The organism is Hymenobacter sp. BRD67 (assembly GCF_013256425.1).
Classification (GTDB): Bacteria; Bacteroidota; Bacteroidia; order Cytophagales; family Hymenobacteraceae; genus Hymenobacter.
Genome location: NZ_CP053904.1, coordinates 959,626 through 976,193, shown reverse-complemented (window position 1 = coordinate 976,193; position 16,568 = coordinate 959,626). Strand labels below are relative to the sequence as shown.

Annotated in this window: 14 protein-coding genes and 1 tRNA gene; 8 read left to right on the top strand and 7 right to left on the bottom strand. The window is 59.1% G+C overall.

Annotated elements, in window-relative coordinates:
- Positions 1-92 precede the first annotated feature (92 nt).
- The 4 genes from GKZ67_RS04435 (at position 93) to GKZ67_RS04420 (ending at position 6,626) form a co-directional block, all read left to right on the top strand.
- Positions 93-3,683 carry a PAS domain S-box protein gene (locus GKZ67_RS04435; protein ID WP_173241318.1) on the top strand — a complete coding sequence of 1,197 codons (3,591 nt, stop codon included), beginning with the start codon at positions 93-95 and terminating at the stop codon, positions 3,681-3,683.
- Between the two features lie 83 nt (positions 3,684-3,766).
- Entirely contained in the window at positions 3,767-4,153 is a 387-nt protein-coding gene (locus GKZ67_RS04430; RefSeq protein WP_173241317.1) for a response regulator, read from the top strand.
- 98 nt (positions 4,154-4,251) lie between these two features.
- Entirely contained in the window at positions 4,252-5,019 is a 768-nt protein-coding gene (locus GKZ67_RS04425; protein WP_173241316.1) for an MBL fold metallo-hydrolase, read from the top strand.
- A gap of 26 nt (positions 5,020-5,045) precedes the next feature.
- Complete coding sequence (locus tag GKZ67_RS04420) at positions 5,046-6,626, top strand: NFACT RNA binding domain-containing protein (protein WP_173241315.1); 1,581 nt, start codon at positions 5,046-5,048, stop codon at positions 6,624-6,626.
- A gap of 43 nt (positions 6,627-6,669) precedes the next feature.
- On the opposite strand, the gene GKZ67_RS04415 is transcribed toward GKZ67_RS04420, so the two are convergent.
- Positions 6,670-6,751: transfer RNA gene (locus tag GKZ67_RS04415), tRNA-Leu, on the bottom strand.
- 214 nt (positions 6,752-6,965) lie between these two features.
- Here GKZ67_RS04415 and GKZ67_RS04410 point away from each other — a divergent pair.
- A complete protein-coding gene (locus GKZ67_RS04410) occupies positions 6,966-7,433 on the top strand; it encodes a low affinity iron permease family protein (protein WP_173241314.1) in 468 nt (155 codons plus the stop codon).
- Positions 7,434-7,525: 92 nt separating this feature from the next.
- On the opposite strand, the gene GKZ67_RS04405 is transcribed toward GKZ67_RS04410, so the two are convergent.
- A complete protein-coding gene (locus GKZ67_RS04405) occupies positions 7,526-8,179 on the bottom strand; it encodes a Dps family protein (protein WP_173241313.1) in 654 nt (217 codons plus the stop codon).
- 173 nt (positions 8,180-8,352) lie between these two features.
- Between GKZ67_RS04405 and GKZ67_RS04400 the strand changes: the two genes are divergently transcribed.
- Positions 8,353-8,802, top strand: a complete 450-nt coding sequence (locus tag GKZ67_RS04400) for a hypothetical protein (RefSeq protein WP_173241312.1) — start codon at positions 8,353-8,355, stop codon at positions 8,800-8,802.
- 63 nt (positions 8,803-8,865) lie between these two features.
- A complete protein-coding gene (locus GKZ67_RS04395) occupies positions 8,866-9,357 on the top strand; it encodes an MOSC domain-containing protein (protein ID WP_317172235.1) in 492 nt (163 codons plus the stop codon).
- 167 nt (positions 9,358-9,524) lie between these two features.
- Here the strand turns inward: GKZ67_RS04395 and GKZ67_RS04390 are convergent, their stop codons facing one another.
- A complete protein-coding gene (locus GKZ67_RS04390; protein ID WP_173241311.1) occupies positions 9,525-10,925 on the bottom strand; it encodes an RtcB family protein in 1,401 nt (466 codons plus the stop codon).
- A gap of 1,131 nt (positions 10,926-12,056) precedes the next feature.
- Between GKZ67_RS04390 and GKZ67_RS04385 the strand changes: the two genes are divergently transcribed.
- Positions 12,057-13,058, top strand: coding sequence for a J domain-containing protein (locus GKZ67_RS04385; RefSeq protein ID WP_173241310.1), 1,002 nt, complete (start codon positions 12,057-12,059; stop codon positions 13,056-13,058).
- Between the two features lie 126 nt (positions 13,059-13,184).
- Here the strand turns inward: GKZ67_RS04385 and GKZ67_RS04380 are convergent, their stop codons facing one another.
- From GKZ67_RS04380 to GKZ67_RS04365, 4 genes are all read right to left on the bottom strand, one after another.
- Positions 13,185-13,892 carry a PD-(D/E)XK nuclease-like domain-containing protein gene (locus tag GKZ67_RS04380; RefSeq protein ID WP_173241309.1) on the bottom strand — a complete coding sequence of 236 codons (708 nt, stop codon included), beginning with the start codon at positions 13,890-13,892 and terminating at the stop codon, positions 13,185-13,187.
- 158 nt (positions 13,893-14,050) lie between these two features.
- Positions 14,051-14,410 (bottom strand): hypothetical protein, encoded by a 360-nt coding sequence (locus GKZ67_RS04375; RefSeq protein WP_173241308.1) that lies wholly within the window; start codon positions 14,408-14,410, stop codon positions 14,051-14,053.
- A 32-nt stretch (positions 14,411-14,442) separates the two neighbouring features.
- Entirely contained in the window at positions 14,443-15,444 is a 1,002-nt protein-coding gene (locus GKZ67_RS04370) for a DUF4270 family protein (RefSeq protein ID WP_254245208.1), read from the bottom strand.
- On the bottom strand, positions 15,428-16,531 hold the full coding sequence (locus tag GKZ67_RS04365) for a Kelch repeat-containing protein (RefSeq protein ID WP_173241306.1): 1,104 nt from the start codon (positions 16,529-16,531) through the stop codon (positions 15,428-15,430). Before GKZ67_RS04365 ends, GKZ67_RS04370 begins: the two co-directional genes overlap by 17 nt.
- Positions 16,532-16,568 lie beyond the last annotated feature (37 nt).

Below are 16,568 nucleotides of genomic sequence, written 5' to 3'. Positions count from 1 at the left end.
AACGGCGCAACCGCCGTAAATTCAACCCAAAACTAACCCTGCGGCGGCTCAAACCGAAACCAAGTGCCCCGGCCTGCGTTTGCCAACTTTATATGCAAGTGAATTCCTCGGAGCCGTTGGTGCCGGCTACCGCGCTCCTGCTCGACCAGCTGCAACTCGCTTACCTGGTGCTCGACCGCGACGGGCGGATAACGGAAGTAAATGAAACACTGGCTCGGCTAACGGGCTACTCGCCAGCCGAGCTGACAGGCCAGTATTACCATCAATTACTCACCCCACCGGCACAACAGGCCGAGCGGCAGCTGCACCTGCAAGAGGTTATGGCGGGGGAAAGCACTTGCCAGGCCTACTACGAGCTGGAAGTGGTCACCAGCAGCGGGGATATCCTCGTTATTCAGTGGCAGTCGAATATGCTGGTTGATGCCCAGGGACAGGTGGCCGGCCTGTGGGCGGCCGGCTATACCCTGCGCAGCCAGCAGCCGCTGGCGCTTGAGCTAAGCAGCCCCGTCATCCCGGAGCCTACTTACCTGCGAGAGTTTTTCGACAGCTCGCACGACCTTATCCTCCACCTGAGCGCTACCAACAACCTCCTCTTTATTAACCGTGCCGGCCAGGAAAAGCTGGACTATACCGAAGAAGAGCTATTAGGCCGCCCGCTCACCGAGGTAGTACACCCCTATTACCGCGCCAAGCTGCTGTATCAGCTGCGCCGCCTCTACGAAGGACAGGCGCTTAATAAGCTCGAAACGGTGCTGCTGACCAAAGCGGGCCGGCTGGTACACCTCATTGGCTCGGTGAGCAGCGAGCACCAGCCGGGCCGGCCACCCACGGCCCGCGCCGTGCTTCACGATATCACCGACCGCATTAAGGCCGAGCGGCTGCAGAAGGTTTATTACAGCATTGCCAACCTGGCCATCTCGGCCCACGACCTGCCCGCCCTCTACGGAGCTATTCACCGCGAGCTGGGCAAAGTAATTGAAACCAATAATATATTCATTGCCTTATGCGATGATGCCCACACCGAGCTGCAGTTCGTGTATTACGTCGACCATCACTCGTATTTTGAGCAGGGCGACGGGCGGCCGTTCTCGATGGGCATTACGGAGTATGTGATTGAGCAGGGGCAGCCCATGTTCTTTACCCAGGCCGACCTGCTGCGCCTCATGCGCACCGGCGAGATGACGGCCTTTGGGCGGCTGCCGGCCGTGCTGCTGGCCTCGCCGCTAAGCGTGGGCGACCGGATTATCGGCGTACTAACCGTACAGGAATACGACCGCGCCGACCTCTACACGCCCGCCGACCTTGATATTCTGCATTTTATCTCGGGGCAGGTAGCGCTGGCTATTGACCGCAAGCGCCAGGAAGAGCACCTGGCCCGCCAAAATGCCCGCCTGAACGCCATATTTGAGAGTGGCAGTCGTATGATGTGGAATATCGACCGGCAGGGCTACCTGGTGTCGTTTAACCACAATTATGCGGCCTTTTACAAGCAGCACAATGGCACTGTGCCCATGCAGGGCCTCAACCTGATTGACAACGACGCCATTCAGGGCGACGAGCCCACCCGCGTGCTGTTCAGAGAGGGGTACCAGGCCGCCGCGCGGGGCGAGTCGCGCCATTTTGAAGTGCCCATCCCCATGCCCAAGGGCGCCGCTGTCTGGCTGAGCGTGGCGCTGTCGCCCATTTACCTGCCCGACGGCTCATTTGAAGAGATTACGGCCCAGGCGCAGGACATTACGGCCGATAAGAACTCGCAGCTCGTCCTGGCCGCCCAGGAAGAAAAATTCCGCTCCATCTTCGAGTCGTTCCAGGATATCTACTACCGCACTGACCGCGAAGGGCATTTTACTATTCTGAGCCCGTCGGTGCGCGAAGTAATGGGCTACAACCCAACCGATGTGCTGCGCGGCCGCATTGAGGATTTTTACTGGCAGCCCGACCAGCACCCGCTGCTGCTGCGGGCGCTGGCTACCAACAACGAGCTGCGCAACTTCGAAACCCAGCTGCGCCACCACGATGGCTACCCGGTAAGTGTGCTCATTAATGCCCGGCGCACGCCTTTCGGCACGGAAGGCATTGCCCGCGATATCACCGAAATCCGCCGTATTCAGGATGACCTGCGGCTGGCGAAGGAAGAAGCAGAGGCCGCCTCAGCCGCCAAAACGCAGTTTCTGGCGAATATGAGCCACGAGCTGCGCACGCCCATGAACGGCATTATCGGCATGATTGACCTGCTGAGCCAGACGCCGCTCAATGCTGAGCAGGCCGACTATGTCGATACGCTGGGCACCAGCTCGGAGGCCCTGCTGACTATTCTGAACGATATTCTGGATTTGTCGAAAATTCAGGCGGGTAAGATGCGCCTCCAGGAAGCGCCGCTGGCACTGGCACCGATGCTCGACCGCCTGAGTGCCCTGTTTTCGTACCGGGCCAGCCAGAAGAATATCCGGTTTACTTACCTGCTCACGCCCGATATGCCGGCTTTTGTCGTCACCGACGAAACCCGCTTGCTTCAGATTCTGGCCAACCTGGTGGCCAATGCCATCAAGTTTACGCCCCAGGGCACAGTAACGGTGGTGGGGTCGGTGGTGCGTACCGAGGGCGAGTTCTGCACGCTGCGCTTTGCGGTGCAGGACTCGGGTATTGGCATTTCGCCCAACGATGCGGCCCGACTCTTTACCAGCTTCACCCAGCTCGACACCACTCCCAGCAAGGCCTATGGCGGCACGGGCCTGGGGCTGGCTATCAGCAAGGAGCTGGCCGAGCTGCTGGGAGGCACTATCGGGGTGCTTTCAAATACCGGCGAAGGCAGTATTTTCTGGTTTACTATCCGCTGCCAGATATCGGCTATGGCTCCGGTGCCCGAGCCGGCGCCGGAGCTACCCGCTATTGCGGAGCCTGGTGCCAGCCAGCGGCCTCATATTCTGCTGGTTGATGACAATGCCATTAACCAGAAGGTAGCCGCCCGCCTGTTGGCTAAGCTGCACTGCGAGGTTGATGTAGCCAGCGATGGCTACGAAGCCATTGCCCGCGCCACGGCCCCCGGAGCGACCTATCAGCTTATTTTGATGGATATTCAGATGCCGGGCCTCGATGGCATTGCCGCTACCCGCGCTATAAAGGCCCAATTGGGCGAGAGCAGCCCGCCCATTGTGGCCATGACGGCCTACTCGATGGCCGATGATGCGGCCCGCTTTGTACAAGCCGGCCTCGACGACTACCTGGCCAAGCCCGTCAAACACCAGCAGCTGGCCCAGACGCTGGCGCGCTGGACTTCGGCCACCGTTTCCCCGGCTGCGCCGGCGGCCCCGCCGGTCGTCGCTTCGATTATCGACCCTGAAGTGCTCAGCCAACTGCACCAGCTTGGCGGGGAAGGATTTGCCGCCGAGCTGTATGCTGAGTTTGTAACTGAAACTACTGCGCTGCTGACCGAGGCCGATGCCCGCTGGCAGGCGCTCGACCTGCAGGGCCTGCACCCGCTGCTGCACCAGCTGAAAGGCACCGCCGGCACCCTCGGGCTCACCAGTCTGGCCGCCCAGGCCCTGCTGCTGGAGCAGACAATTAAGCGCCACGAAACCCGTAGCCTAACGGAAGGACTAGCAAAGCTTAACCAGCTTTTTCAACATTTTGTGACTCATTACCCCGCCGTGCTTACCGCTAAGGCTTCTACCTCAATCAGGTAATTACTGGCTCTAATTATTTTATCACTTATTATTGCTTGCGTCCAACTATCTTTTTCCCTCCTCTCTACCTTTTCTTCTTTCAAATGGCTCCTGACCCTCAACCGAAAACTATCCTGATTGCCGAAGACAGCTCGGTTATTATCAGCCTTACCCGTAAAATTCTGGAGCAGCAGAAGTATCGCGTGGTACTGGCCAAGAATGGTGGCGAAGTGCTACGCCAACTGGAAAATAATGCTATCGATGGAGTATTAATGGATATTAATATACCAATAAAAAACGGCATAGAATGCACCCACGAAATTCGCAGCCATGCTGACCCCCATATCCAGGGGCTACCCATTATCGCCATTACGGGCAATGCCAATAACTATTCCCTTGAGCAGTTTCGGGAAGCGGGCATAACCGACTACCTTCCCAAGCCGCTCGACTTTGATGCCCTTGTTCGTATGGTGCGGCAATACATCGGCTAGCTGGCTGCCAGCCGCCGGTGGCGCCTGGCGGTTAGCTTTGTGCCTTTCTTCGCCGCCGAAAAGCTGGTGGCCGGCGGCTACCCGACACTTATCGCAGCATGAGACTAACCTTTCTGGGAACGGGCACCTCGTCGGGGGTGCCGATGATTGGCTGTTCCTGCCCCGTCTGCCGCTCGCTCGACTACCGCGACCAGCGCCTGCGCGTGGCGGCACACCTGACCGTGGAAGGCCGCAGCCTGGTCATCGATACCGGGCCTGACTTCCGGCAGCAAATGCTGCGGGCGCACATCAGCCACCTCGACGGTATTCTGTACACGCACGAGCACAAGGACCACACCGCCGGCCTCGATGATGTGCGGGCGTTCAATTTTCGGCAACAGCAGGAAATGCCCCTCTTCGCCGAGGCGCGGGTACTTGAGCAGCTCAAGCGCGAGTTTGCCTACGTGTTTGCCGAGCATAAGTACCCCGGCGTGCCGCAGGTGAGCCTGCACCCAATTACCGACGACCAGCAGCCATTTGACGTATTGGGGCTGGCCGTGCAGCCGCTGCGGGCCCTACACCACAAGCTGCCGGTGCTAGGCTTCCGGCTGGGCGGCCTGGCGTATCTCACCGATGCCAACCACCTGCCCGCCAGCACCCTGGAGCAGCTGCGCGGGGCCGACACCATCGTGCTCAATGCCCTGCGCCACGAGCCGCACATCTCGCACTTCACGCTCGGCGAGGCCGTGGCTATTCTGGAAGAGCTGAAGCCACGCCGGGCCTATCTTACCCATATCAGCCACCAGCTGGGCCGCCACCGCGAAGTAGAAGCCACCCTGCCACCGTGGGTGCGCCTGGCCTACGATGGGCTGCAAGTGGAGGTATAAGCAATTTCGGCGCTGCTGCTTACCTTATGCATACCAACTACTACTTCCTGCGGCAGCTAGCCCCGGCCCTCACCGAGCGGCTGCGTGGCTGCCGCGTGGCCAGCTGCTTTTCTCAGGAAAAAGATGAGCTGGTACTTGGCCTGCTAAGCGAAGCCGGTACCGAGTACTGGCTGAAGGCGCAGCTCGGGGCCGGCTTCCCCGCCCTGGCCCTACCCGAAGCCTTCCACCGCGCCCGCCAGAATTCGGTCGATTTGCTGCCCGAGCTGCTAGGCCGCACCGTGGCCAGCGTTGAGGCCTGGCCGCAGGACCGGGTACTACAAGTCAACTTTGAAGAAGAGGCGGCCACGCTGGTTTTCAAGCTCTACGGGCCACGCCCGAACGCTATATTCCGAGCCGGTCCGACAGCAACGCCGCAGCTGTTTCATCAGCGCTATGCCACCGATGCCGAGTTGCGGCCCGCTGCCCCCAGTAGCAGCGCAGGCTTGCTGGCTGGCAATGCGATGGGCAAGCTGCCACCGGCCCTGGCCGACCTGCCGGCTCGTTTTCTGCGCGAGCTGCGCGGCTACGAAGCGGCGCCGCCCGAGCGAAAACTGCGGCTGGCCGCCGAATTGCTGGCCGAGCTGGAAAATCCGGCGGCCTATTATTTTATCTACCTCGATGGCCGCACGCGCCTGAGCCTGGTGCCGCTGGGCGAAATCCTGGAAACGCTGCCCGGCCCCGACCCGGTGGCTGCCCTGCGGCGCTTTATCCCGCTGGCGCTGGCCCGCCGCGCGCTCGAAGCCGAGCGCCGGCAGCTGCGGCAGCTGCTTACGCGCCGGGCCGAGGAAGCCGGCACCAGCGCCCACCTGGCCAGCCTGCGGTTGCGGGCGCTGGCCCACGAGGCCGGTTATCGCCATCGTGCCGACCTTATTATGGCCAACCTGCACGCCATTGCGCCGGGTGCCGCCCAGCTCGAGGCCATTGACTTTTATACTAATGAGGCAGTGGTAGTCAAGCTAAAGCCCCTCGAAAAGCCCCAGCGGACGGCCGAAAACCTTTACCGCAAAGCCAAGAACCAGCAAATCGAAGAGCGGCAGCTGCAAGCCCGCATCAGCAGCCGCGAGGCCGAGGCGATGCAGGCCCTGGAGCTGCTCGAAGAGCTGGACGCCCGGCCGGCCCTGCACGAGCTGCGCAACCTGCGGGCCTGGCGCAAGCTACACGCCCTCGACCCGGCTCCAGCGGCTGGCAAGGCCGGAGCCGAGCTACCGTTCAAGGTGTTTGAGTATATGCAATTTACCATATTAGTAGGTCGCAATGCGCAGAATAACGACCTGCTTACCCAGAAATATGCCCATAAAGACGACCTGTGGCTGCACGCTAAGGACGTGAGCGGCTCTCACGTTGTTATCCGGCATCGGTCGGGCCAGGCTATACCGGAGCCGGTAATAGCGCGCGCCGCGCAGCTGGCCGGCTGGTACTCGCGCCGCCAGCACGACTCACTGTGCCCGGTTACGGTAACTCCCAAAAAATTTGTGCGCAAGCCCAAAGGTGCTTTGCCCGGCCAGGTGCTGGTAGAGCGCGAGCGGGTGATATTGGTAGTCCCCGGCAACCCTTTTGAAAATAACTAGGCATAAAAAAGCCCGCTTGGCAGCGGGCTTTTTTACTATTGCGTGCGCGCGGGGAGATTCGAACTCCCACACCCGAAGGCACCACCCCCTCAAGATGGCGTGTCTACCAGTTTCACCACGTGCGCAAAAAGCAATCGGCAACTTTGTAGTTGGCTCAGGGCCGGCTTCGCTGAGGCGGCGAAGCGGGTGCAAATGTACTACGCCCGCTTGCTTTTGCAAATTACCCCGAGCATTTTATGCCCAGAAATGTGTGGGCTCAGGGACTACTCATGGCTTTATTGCTTACTTGGCAGGATATTAGCTCCTGCTTGCAGCTTACATTTTTTTCTACTATTTCGAATGGCCGGCTCTCCCCAGGTTGCGAACAGGACTTCTTTCTTCGGCCGTTTTGCGGAACAAACTACCCGGTACTCGGGCACTACTACCGTGTTTGTGAGCGCCGTCGGTATTGTGCTGGTGTGGGCGCTGTCGGGGCCGCTTTTTCACTATTCCGAAACCTGGCAGCTGGTGATTAATACCGGCACTACCATCATCACCTTTCTGATGGTGTTTCTGATTCAGCGAGCGCAAAATAAAGACTCGCTGGTATTGCACCTTAAGCTAAACGAGCTGCTGGCCGCTACCAAAGGGGCCAGCAACCGCCTTATCAATGCCCAGGACTTTTCGGAAGAAGAAATCCGGCTTATCCACCAGTTTTATTGCCTGCTGGCCGACAAAGCCAAGGCCGACAACGACTTGGGTGAAACGCACTCGGTGGAAGAAGCCGAGGATAACCACCATGAAAAACTAGCCGCTCACCGGCAATAGCGCCAGCACCTTACCAACAAGCGGGGCCCAGTCATAAACAATAGTATATATTATTTATGACTGGGCCCCGCTTGTTGGTACTCTTTTTCTTTTTACTCGGCCCGCGTGAGCGGCGACTCCACAATGTGCTCCGACACGAACCATACCTGTAGCTCGTTGGTACGCATCACGTTGCTCACAATCAGGTCGTTGGTGCCGTCGTCGCCGGCATCATCGGCTTTTTTAGCATAGTCGTGGCAGTTCTTCAGAATAATCTGGTGGGCTTCCAGCAGGCGCGACACCTGCACGGGAGCCTCCTCACGGTCGCGTGGCGGGCGCGGAATGCTGGTAGTTTCAGCTACGTCGGCAGCCATTGCCACGGCTACGCCACCCAGAATCTGGATACGTTCGGCAATCGTATCGACCAGTTCGGCCTGCTCCTCGTAGTGCTTATCGTAGAGCAGGTGCAGCTGGTAGAACGTAGGGCCTACTACCTGCCAATGGTGCTTTTTATACAAGTCGCGCAGCGAGATAGTATCGGCCAGCAGTTGGTTGAGCATGTTTACACTGGCCAGGCGCACCTCGTCGGTGAGGCCGATGGGCAGGCGCTGGCTCACCGTGCCAAAGCGCTGCGTAGGCGAGGGTGCCTTCAGCTGCTGGTTGAGCAGGGGCTGAATGTTGACGGCAGGGTTGGACTGAGGCTGGCCGGCACCCTTAAGATTAGTGACGCCTTTAGCAGCGGCTTTTGCTGGGGCTTTCGTAGCCATAAGGTAAAACTAAAAAGTTTACGAATTCAGAACCGGGGTGGGAATCGTGACCCGGCATATTCTACCAGTCAGTACGCAAGGGCTGCCCTGGGGTTGGTGCTTGTACCTTTAACCTTTAAACACTAGCCGGGGCTAATGCCTGGGCTTTCCCTCTGTTTTATGAACCAGGCACATTGGCACCTGCTTTTCAATCACGCCCCGATTTTTGGAGCTTTGGGGGCTTGCTGCTGCTGCTGGCGGGCTTAGGCTGGCGGCAGGATGCCGTATTGCGGGCTGGTCTTTGGGCGCTGGTGCTGGCAGTGGCGGCCGGCTTGCCTGCGCAGCTAACGGGGCCAGGCGCCGCCCAGGTAATCAAAGACATGCCCCGCGTGAGCCAGGCCCTGATTCAGCACCACGCCCAGGCGGCCCGCCTGGGCTACTGGGTGCTGGCTGCTACCAGCACGCTGGCGCTGCTGGCGCTGCTTCAGCTTCAGCAGCAGGCTAGCCGGGCCCGGCAGCTGGTGTGGCTTACGGCGCTGGGCGCTACGCTTAGCCTGGGGCTGCTGGCGCGGGCCGGCAACCTGGGCGGCCAGATTAGCCACCCCGAAATACGCGAGGGCTTTGGCACGCCCGATGAGCTGTAGCCCACGCTAAAGAACAGCTCCTAATCCCTCCCGCTCTCACGCCCACACATTACTTTTTACCCAATGGCTTTTCCCTTTTTTGGCGATGATAAATCGACGGTTGCACGGCTGCTGGCTACGCTGCCCCAGCAGGGGCGGCTCGAATGGATAGGGCTACGCCCGGCCCGCCGCGCCGCGCTGGAGGCGGTAGCCGAGGCCGAGGTAATTACCGACCGGCACCTGGCGGGCGACCACGCCAGCCCGAAGGCGGGCGGCAAGCGGCAGATTACTCTTATTCAGCACGAGCACCTGGCGGCCGTAGCGGGCTTTCTGGGCTTGCCCGGCCCGCTAGCGCCCGGCCGACTCCGCCGAAATCTCGTTATCAGCGGTCTTAACCTGCTCGCCCTCAAAGGCCGGCAGCTTCAGCTCGGCAACGAGGTTATTCTTGATATTACCGGCGAATGCCATCCCTGCTCGCGCATGGAGGAAGAGCTGGGGCGGGCGGCTACAACGCGATGCGCGGCCACGGCGGCCTCACGGCGCACATTGCGCAGGGGGCCGCTTGCAGGTAGGTGATGCGGTGCTTGTGCTGCCGGCCGCCGAGCCGGGTGCTGCCAGCCCAGACAATAAAAAACCCGCAGCCAAAGGCAGCGGGCTTTCCTGAGCTATGAAAACACGGCTCTGGCGAGCCTATACTTCTTACGAAATGGTTCCCCGAACCGGATTTAGCGCGCTCATCTTTTTTATGCGCCATCCATGCGCACAATCTTTGGGGTAAAGGAGCCGAGCACCTCCACCAGCTCGCGCTGGCTGGCCATTACGGTGTGAATATCCTTGTAAGCCTGCGGCGCTTCGTCGAGGCCGCCCCCAATCAGCTCGATGCCATGAGCAGCCAGGTACTTGCGCACCGCGCCTTCGCTCAGCTCAGCCTTGGCCCGGGTGCGCGATAGCAGCCGGCCCGCCCCGTGCGAAGCCGACGCCAAAGACGCCGCGTGGCCTAATCCCCGCACAATGAAGCCGGGGGCCGTCATGGAGCCGGGGATGATACCGAGCACGCCCGCGCCGGCCGGCGTGGCGCCCTTGCGGTGCGTAATAACATCCCAGCCATCGGCCAGCTGCTCTTTCCAGGCAAAGTTGTGGTGGTTTTCAACCTTAGCCAATGGCTTCTCACCCAATGCCTTAGCCAGCCGCCGGTGAATCTGCTCGTGGCAAGCCGAGGCGTACTTACCGGCCAGGGTCATCGCGGCCCAGTATTCCTGCCCGGCCTCGGTGTCGAGCCCCAGCCAGGCGAGGTGCTGCGCCTCGGCGGGTAGCTGGCATCCGTCTTTAGCCAGGCGCGTGTAGTGCTCGGCCACGGCCGCGCCCAGCCCACGCGAGCCGGAGTGCGAAAGTATGCCCAGGTACTGCCCCACCGGCAAGCCCATTTCATTGGATGGGTCGGTAATTTCAACCAGCCCAAACTCTACGAAGTGGTTGCCCGAGCCCGAGGTGCCTAGCTGCTCGGCCGCTTTATCCAGTTTGTTTTTCAGAAACGGTACGGCCCGGAACTCATCGCTGCTGAGCACCGCGTGGTCGAGGCGCTGGCCCCGCTCCCAGCCGCGGCCACTGCCAAAGCGGGTGTTATCGAGTAGCACCTTACGCAGCTCCTGGGTGCGCTGGCTCAGGTACTTAGCCGGCAAATCGAACACCGACAAGGCCATCCGGCAGCCAATGTCAACCCCCACGGCGTAGGGAATAACGGCGTTGTCGGTGGCCAGCACCCCGCCAATGGGCAGCCCATAGCCGTGGTGGGCATCGGGCATCAGCGCTCCGGCTACCGTAACCGGCAGTTTCATAGCCGTTTCCATTTGCTGAATGGCGCCGGCGTCGATATGCGCGGCCCCAAAAATAGCGTACTCCTTGCGTGCAACCAGTTCGATGTGGCGGCTGGGCGGGGGCAGCAGGGCCCCGGCCACCTGGCTCCAGGCCAGGTCGGTTAAGTAGGCGGTCGGGTTAGCCAGGATGGCGGCCAGTAGCGCCAACTGCCCGGTTTGCGGAAGCCGCTTAAATTCTTTGCGCTGCAATTGTGCCAGCGCCAACCCGATGGCGCGGCCCTCGGGAAAACCGAGCTGCCGCAAGTCGTTGCCTCGTAAGACAGAAGCCATGTTCGTAAATTCAGAAGTTAAAAATTTATATAGAAAAATTATCTCCGAATCGGCAGAGCGGGCTTATTTTTCGCCTGTTTGTCTCCGGCAATTCATTTAGCTGAAACTACCGGCGCCCCCCGGCGCGCGTCGGGCCAACATGCGACGTGACAGGTGGAAGGAGCGCGCACCTACGGCAGCCAGTCAAAACCAGTCAAGAGAAAGCCTGGGCAACAAGCGGTCGGCGGCATCTCCAAAGCCGAAGCTTCGCAACGGGACTAGAACCCAACCTGCTTAGCGGCAGGCCTCAACCAGAACGAAGTAGCGCCAGCCTACGGCACCTGGCTAGCAGAAGCGCAGGGTTGAGTTGGAACGGGCCGCCGAAGTAGCAAGCCTCCGGAGGGTAGCCATTCCGGCCAGTAGCTGCCAGTAACGTGCCGGCCCGGCGCTACTGCAAAAATTAAAATTGAAACGCATGAAAATTGGCAGTAGAAGTGAGGAATACGCAAAAGAATTAATTACTCTTTCAATACTTGTATTAAAAATGGCGCACGCTTCCACGCAAATAAAAATTACGTTTTATTTGAAGCATAAAAGCCAAAAAACCATTTAAGGGCTAATCTTTTTCCATTGCGTACTTATAACTGGCGATTACCAGCGCTTATAACCCAATGAAAAAGCACGACTATCTCGTTTCAGCTTCGCCAGGCCATACTGCGGCCAGGAAAGCTCGGGCAGGTAGCCGGGACGGACCGGAAGCATGAGGAGAAATGCTAACTAGCTGTAAAACGGCTAATAACAAAAAACCCGAGCTTCAAGGGCTCGGGCGGCGATGGTTTTAGCGAGAGCTAAAATCAGGCAAACGTACCGAGCTGAGGCAGCCTTTCTGGCTGCTTCTTATCCAAACTGCGGAGGCTTATCAGGTGGCGGTACATGGGAGGGCTGCTTTAGTTTGACAAAGGTGTGGCATTTATTTTAATTGCGCAAGTATTCAGCAAAAAATTAATTATTTTTTTTCTGACAGCCATTTTGTTTTGCTGATATACTGGCAATAGCTGCTCCATTGCAATTTATTTGAAACAGGCATAGCTGGGCAGCACGCAAATGAAAACAAAGTACCACCCTCGCTAAAACTGTTATTTTTGCTATTACGTGTCCGATTCCTCTGCTCTTCGCCGCCAGCTTTTACCCGACCATGCTGCCCCGCAGGGGGTGACTTCGGTAGCTCAGCAGGCCTTTCGCCTAGCCATTGAGGCCATAAATGCGCTACGCGAGCAGTTGCGGGTGCTACTGGCCTCGCAGGCTGCTGCCCGCCAAACGTACTGGCAGCAGGTAGGGCCAGTGGCCGTAGCGGCGGTGGCGGCCCGGCGGAGCTTATATACGCCGCTGGAAGTAGCCCTTACCAGCGGCTATCTCACGCGCGCCGAAGAAGTGCAGGTAACGGAACTATTGGTACACAATGCGTTAAGCTTACAGGAACGATTTGGAGAAGATGAAGCTGAGCTGCTGGCCCGCTACGCTCCGGCCCCTGTCCCACCCTCCCAGCCACCGCTCCCTACCGTGTCGGCCGCCCCACCCGAGCTGCCCCACGAGCAGGCGGCAGCCCTGGCCCGCGCCCGCCGTCAGCAGCGTGCCCGCGTCAAGGCTGAGGAGCAGCTAAAAACCCGTGCGAATGAAAGCCACGACCTGCTACAGAATACCAAAGCGGCTTATCGGCAGCTGGCCCGCCTGCACCATCCAGACCGTACCGTTCGGGCCGATGCTGACACCCAGCAAGCCCAAACTGAGCTAATGCAACGAATTACGGCAGCTTATGCCGCTGCCGACCTGGCCGCGCTGCTTGCCTTACTGGCCGAGTCGGAGGCAGTTGGGGAGCCCGGTACGGAAGCAACAGTGCTGCTGGAGCGCTATACGGCCGCCCTTAATCAGCAGCAAAGCCAACTGGCTCAGGCATTGGCCACCGCCCAGCGGCCAGTAGAAAACGCGCCGTGGAGCGGCACCGAAAAGCAGCAGCGCACTCGCCTGCGCCAGCTAAAGCGCAACCTACGCGCCGAAACCGACTACCTGCACCTACTGGTGCGGCAGCTCCACGAGCCAGCAGCTTTGCGGCAGCTACTGCGCGAACTATCGGCCAGGCGGCAAAATATACTATAATAATATATTTATTTATTTATTTATATATTATATTATTGACAAGCCTCTTATCTGGTACTCCTCCCTTTGGACAGGGGCAGGGGTGAGCGCGGCTACACCATGTACCGAGCCTGAAGGCTGCGCTAGCTACAAACCCAGTGCCGTCACGGCTGCCTGCACTGCCTCAGCACGGTAGGCAGGGGCCGTACCGGGAGCGCGCAGCAGCTGCAGCAGGTGCTTATACTTGCGGCGTCCTTCGGCCAGCATAGCGGGAGGTACTTCGAGGGGAAATACGCCAAAAGGCTCTACTTTCTGCACGCCTACCAATAAAAATCGCTCGGCCTGCAGGGCATCGGTGTAAAAGGCAGCCTGCCGGTCGTAGTCGTAGGCTGAGCATTGCCACCGAAAGTGTTCGGCATCGCGCGCCATTGTGGTTTTAAAATCTACTACAGTATAAGGCAGGCCGGGCTGGTCGAGCACCAGGTCGGCGCGCAGCTTGCAAAGCGTACCGGTTTCGGGCTCACTGAACACGGCACTGCGCTCAGTTACGCCATTTTCGAGCAGGCGGCGCAGCTCCGTATTCAGCTTGACCCCCTCTACCAGCCACCAGACGAGCGTATCGTTGAGGCCCGGCTGGCCAGCCTGATACTCAGCAGGCTCCAGCAGGGCCGTATGAAATGCAGTGCCAAAGCTCAGTGCGCCCGAGCCAGAATCGAGTCGCGGCGGGCGGCCATCAAGAGCATCGCGCAGGCGCGAGAGGTCGGAGTTAGCAATGGCAGGTAAGGCGCGGTAGTCGTCGTACGACACGCGCAGCAGGTCGGGGCGGGCAGCGGAAGGGGAAAGTTGTTCAGACACGTTCCTTTAACAGGAAGTAGGTAGGAGTTAGTTGTCTTTTTTTGACGGGCGCTTATTAACTTCTGGTTATCAGCCTGCTCAAAAAATATTGCCGGCTGGCCGGGCTACGCCGATACGTAGCCCGGCCAGCCGGCAATCGCAGCTAACTGCGGTAAGCTTTACTTCACGGTTATAAAGTAGAGCTGAAGCTGAAGCTTGCTATCTTTATTCTGAGCGCTCCCCAGCACTACGCGGTCGGGCAGCGCAGAGGTGACCGACCCCAGCAACAGGCCGTTATTAGGTACCGCGCGGTTAAGGACTTGCTGCACATAAGTAGCTATCGACCATTGGTAATAGCCCTGCTGCAAGCCGGTGAGCGAAGAAATGCCTGATGTGTACGGCACGTTTGCCAGGTAAGTAGCCTGCACGCGGTTACTGGCATCGGCAACGGTAACAATAAGCGGGGGCGGAGCGGGCACAAAGGGCGACTGCAGAACGCTAAAGGCCGGCACCGGCGCAATTAGCTGCGCGCTGGTCACGGTAATATTAGCCCCGTACTGCTGAATGTCGGTCAGATACGGGAAATCGAGCCGGGTTTGTAAGCCCAGCGCCCTTCAACGAAGGTTTGCTGCCCGGTACGCGCGGCGGCAACTGCCTGCAGCGACATTTGCGGGAAATTACTGCTGCTGGTGGCGCCAGCCGTACTGCGGTCGGCTGTTACCTGGTAAAAGTGGCGGTTGCCGGCTGCAAACGAGAAAAAGGTGCTAAGCACCGTCGTAGGGTCGGTAGGCAGGTGATAGTAGAGTGTCATACCCGCACCATTCGAGGTAGCACTCAGTCGGATGATAGTGGCGTCGTCGGTAGGTGCTGGCGTGAGCGCAATACCCGGCAGGTAGCTATCCAACGCATCCTGCGTACTTAGCTGGCCACGCTGGCCAGCGGCGAGCAGCTGGCGCCCCAGGTTATTGTCGAGATGCAGGCGCAGCGAAGTCAGCATAGGCCGGGCACGAGCAATCGGCGCTACATTCTTATGCTGGATAGTATCGTAGTTGAGCAGCGTGGGGCTGTAAGTCGGCGGGGGCGTAAGGCGGGGCGAGGCAAACGACACCTTTGTCGCCGAAATGGCATTGTTGGGGTCGGTAAGCCGATGCACCTCTACCAGCGACTGCGTTTTGGTTGTGTCGCCATACCGGTAATTGTCGAGGGTAAGTACCAGCGTCAGCGAGTCGTACACCGCGGTAGGGTCCGGGATAAAGGAACTCGTTAATCCCAGGCGCACAAAGCTCTTGGCCGTGATGGCACCCAGTTGCGGGTCGGTATAGCGGCCCACGAGTAGCGAGTTCGTATTAGAAGTAACCACCGAGTCGCGCAGCACGGTAGAGCTCCGGATAGTGAGCGTATCCACGAGGTAGGCCCCCGTGTTGCTATTGGCGGTAGGCAGGCCCACCCCAATGTTGCTCACATCTTGCGAGCAGCCGGTAGCCAGCAGCCCCAGGGCCAGCAACAGCACCCAGGGCCACTGGTACCAGCGCCTTGGCTGGCACGAGCCAGCACTACTACTGCTGCGCTGCACTTGGGTCAAACTGCCAGAAATCATCAAAGCGCGAGCTACCCGAGGCACCGGTGCCTACGTAGCCGTAATTGCCAATACTAAACGACACAGCCGAGTTGCGACCTGCCCCACCACCCGTAGTATAGAAAAAGGGGTTGGTTGCCGTCCAGGTATCCATGGTGGGGTCGTAGGCGTAGCAGTCGGTTTTAACAGCGCTGTTGCTGCCGACCGTTACGTAGCCGAGGTTCCCAATCACGAAAGAAGATGCATAGGCCCGCGCCACGGCGCTATAGTCATACGAATCGGTTGAGGTGCTGATATTGGCCAGGTAGCGCTTCTGCGTCCAGGTGCCGCCACCCGCCGGGTTATAAGCCCAGAAATCGGTGTTGTACTGGTTGTTGTTGGTACCCGTACCAACGTACATCTGGCCATTGATGGTGAAGGCCAGGGCACCCATGCGCTTGTTGCCGGGGAAGCCATTAGTTAGCGGAGTCCAGGTGTTGGCTTTCGGGTCGTACTGATAAAAGTCTTTCTGGTAGTTGCCATCGTAGCCGCAGCCCACGTAGCCAATATCATTTACGCTGGCAGCTACCGCACTATAGCGGCCTACCCCGTTGGGCATTGGAAAGTCGGCTACGCGCTTCCAGCTACCCGTAGTAGTTACAGTGTTGGTACCGGTAGTAGTAGTGGTATTAACGGTGGGGTCAAACTGCCAGAAGTCGCTCAGGTAGTTGGCATTAACGTTAGTATTTGTGCCATCGTAGCCGGTACCGACATAGCCTTTGCCAGCGGCAGAAAAAGCTACAGCATTGTAGCGGGCGGTAGCGGGCAGCGGCGTCACCTGCGTCCAGCTACCGGTTGCCGGGTTGAAGGCATAGAAGTCATTGTAGCGCTTGCTATTGGTATCGATACCCGTGCCAACGTAGGCGATGTTATTGATAACGAAGCTGACGGCATTGCTGCGGCCCGTGCCTGCAAAAGTGCTACTGGGAGTCCAGTTGCCCAGGACAGTAGTGGTATCGGGATTGTTGCAGCTGCTCAGGCCGAGGCTGCCAGCTACCAGCATCAGGGCCAGCAAACGGCCGGCTAGCCGAGGAAAGTTTTTCATGAAAAAAGGAAAGTTGTTATACCCAAGAGAGCGTACG

Excerpts from the sequence above, each read along its gene's own strand:
- GKZ67_RS04420 (WP_173241315.1), top strand. The coding sequence starts at position 5,046 with ATGCATACCAACTACTACTTCCTGCGGCAGCTAGCCCCGGCCCTCACC.
- GKZ67_RS04395 (WP_317172235.1), top strand. The coding sequence starts at position 8,866 with ATGGCTTTTCCCTTTTTTGGCGATGATAAATCGACGGTTGCACGGCTG.
- GKZ67_RS04425 (WP_173241316.1), top strand. The coding sequence starts at position 4,252 with ATGAGACTAACCTTTCTGGGAACGGGCACCTCGTCGGGGGTGCCGATG.
- GKZ67_RS04390 (WP_173241311.1), bottom strand. The coding sequence starts at position 10,925 with ATGGCTTCTGTCTTACGAGGCAACGACTTGCGGCAGCTCGGTTTTCCC.
- GKZ67_RS04410 (WP_173241314.1), top strand. The coding sequence starts at position 6,966 with ATGGCCGGCTCTCCCCAGGTTGCGAACAGGACTTCTTTCTTCGGCCGT.
- GKZ67_RS04435 (WP_173241318.1), top strand. The coding sequence starts at position 93 with ATGCAAGTGAATTCCTCGGAGCCGTTGGTGCCGGCTACCGCGCTCCTG.
- GKZ67_RS04430 (WP_173241317.1), top strand. The coding sequence starts at position 3,767 with ATGGCTCCTGACCCTCAACCGAAAACTATCCTGATTGCCGAAGACAGC.
- GKZ67_RS04365 (WP_173241306.1), bottom strand. The coding sequence starts at position 16,531 with ATGAAAAACTTTCCTCGGCTAGCCGGCCGTTTGCTGGCCCTGATGCTG.
- GKZ67_RS04405 (WP_173241313.1), bottom strand. The coding sequence starts at position 8,179 with ATGGCTACGAAAGCCCCAGCAAAAGCCGCTGCTAAAGGCGTCACTAAT.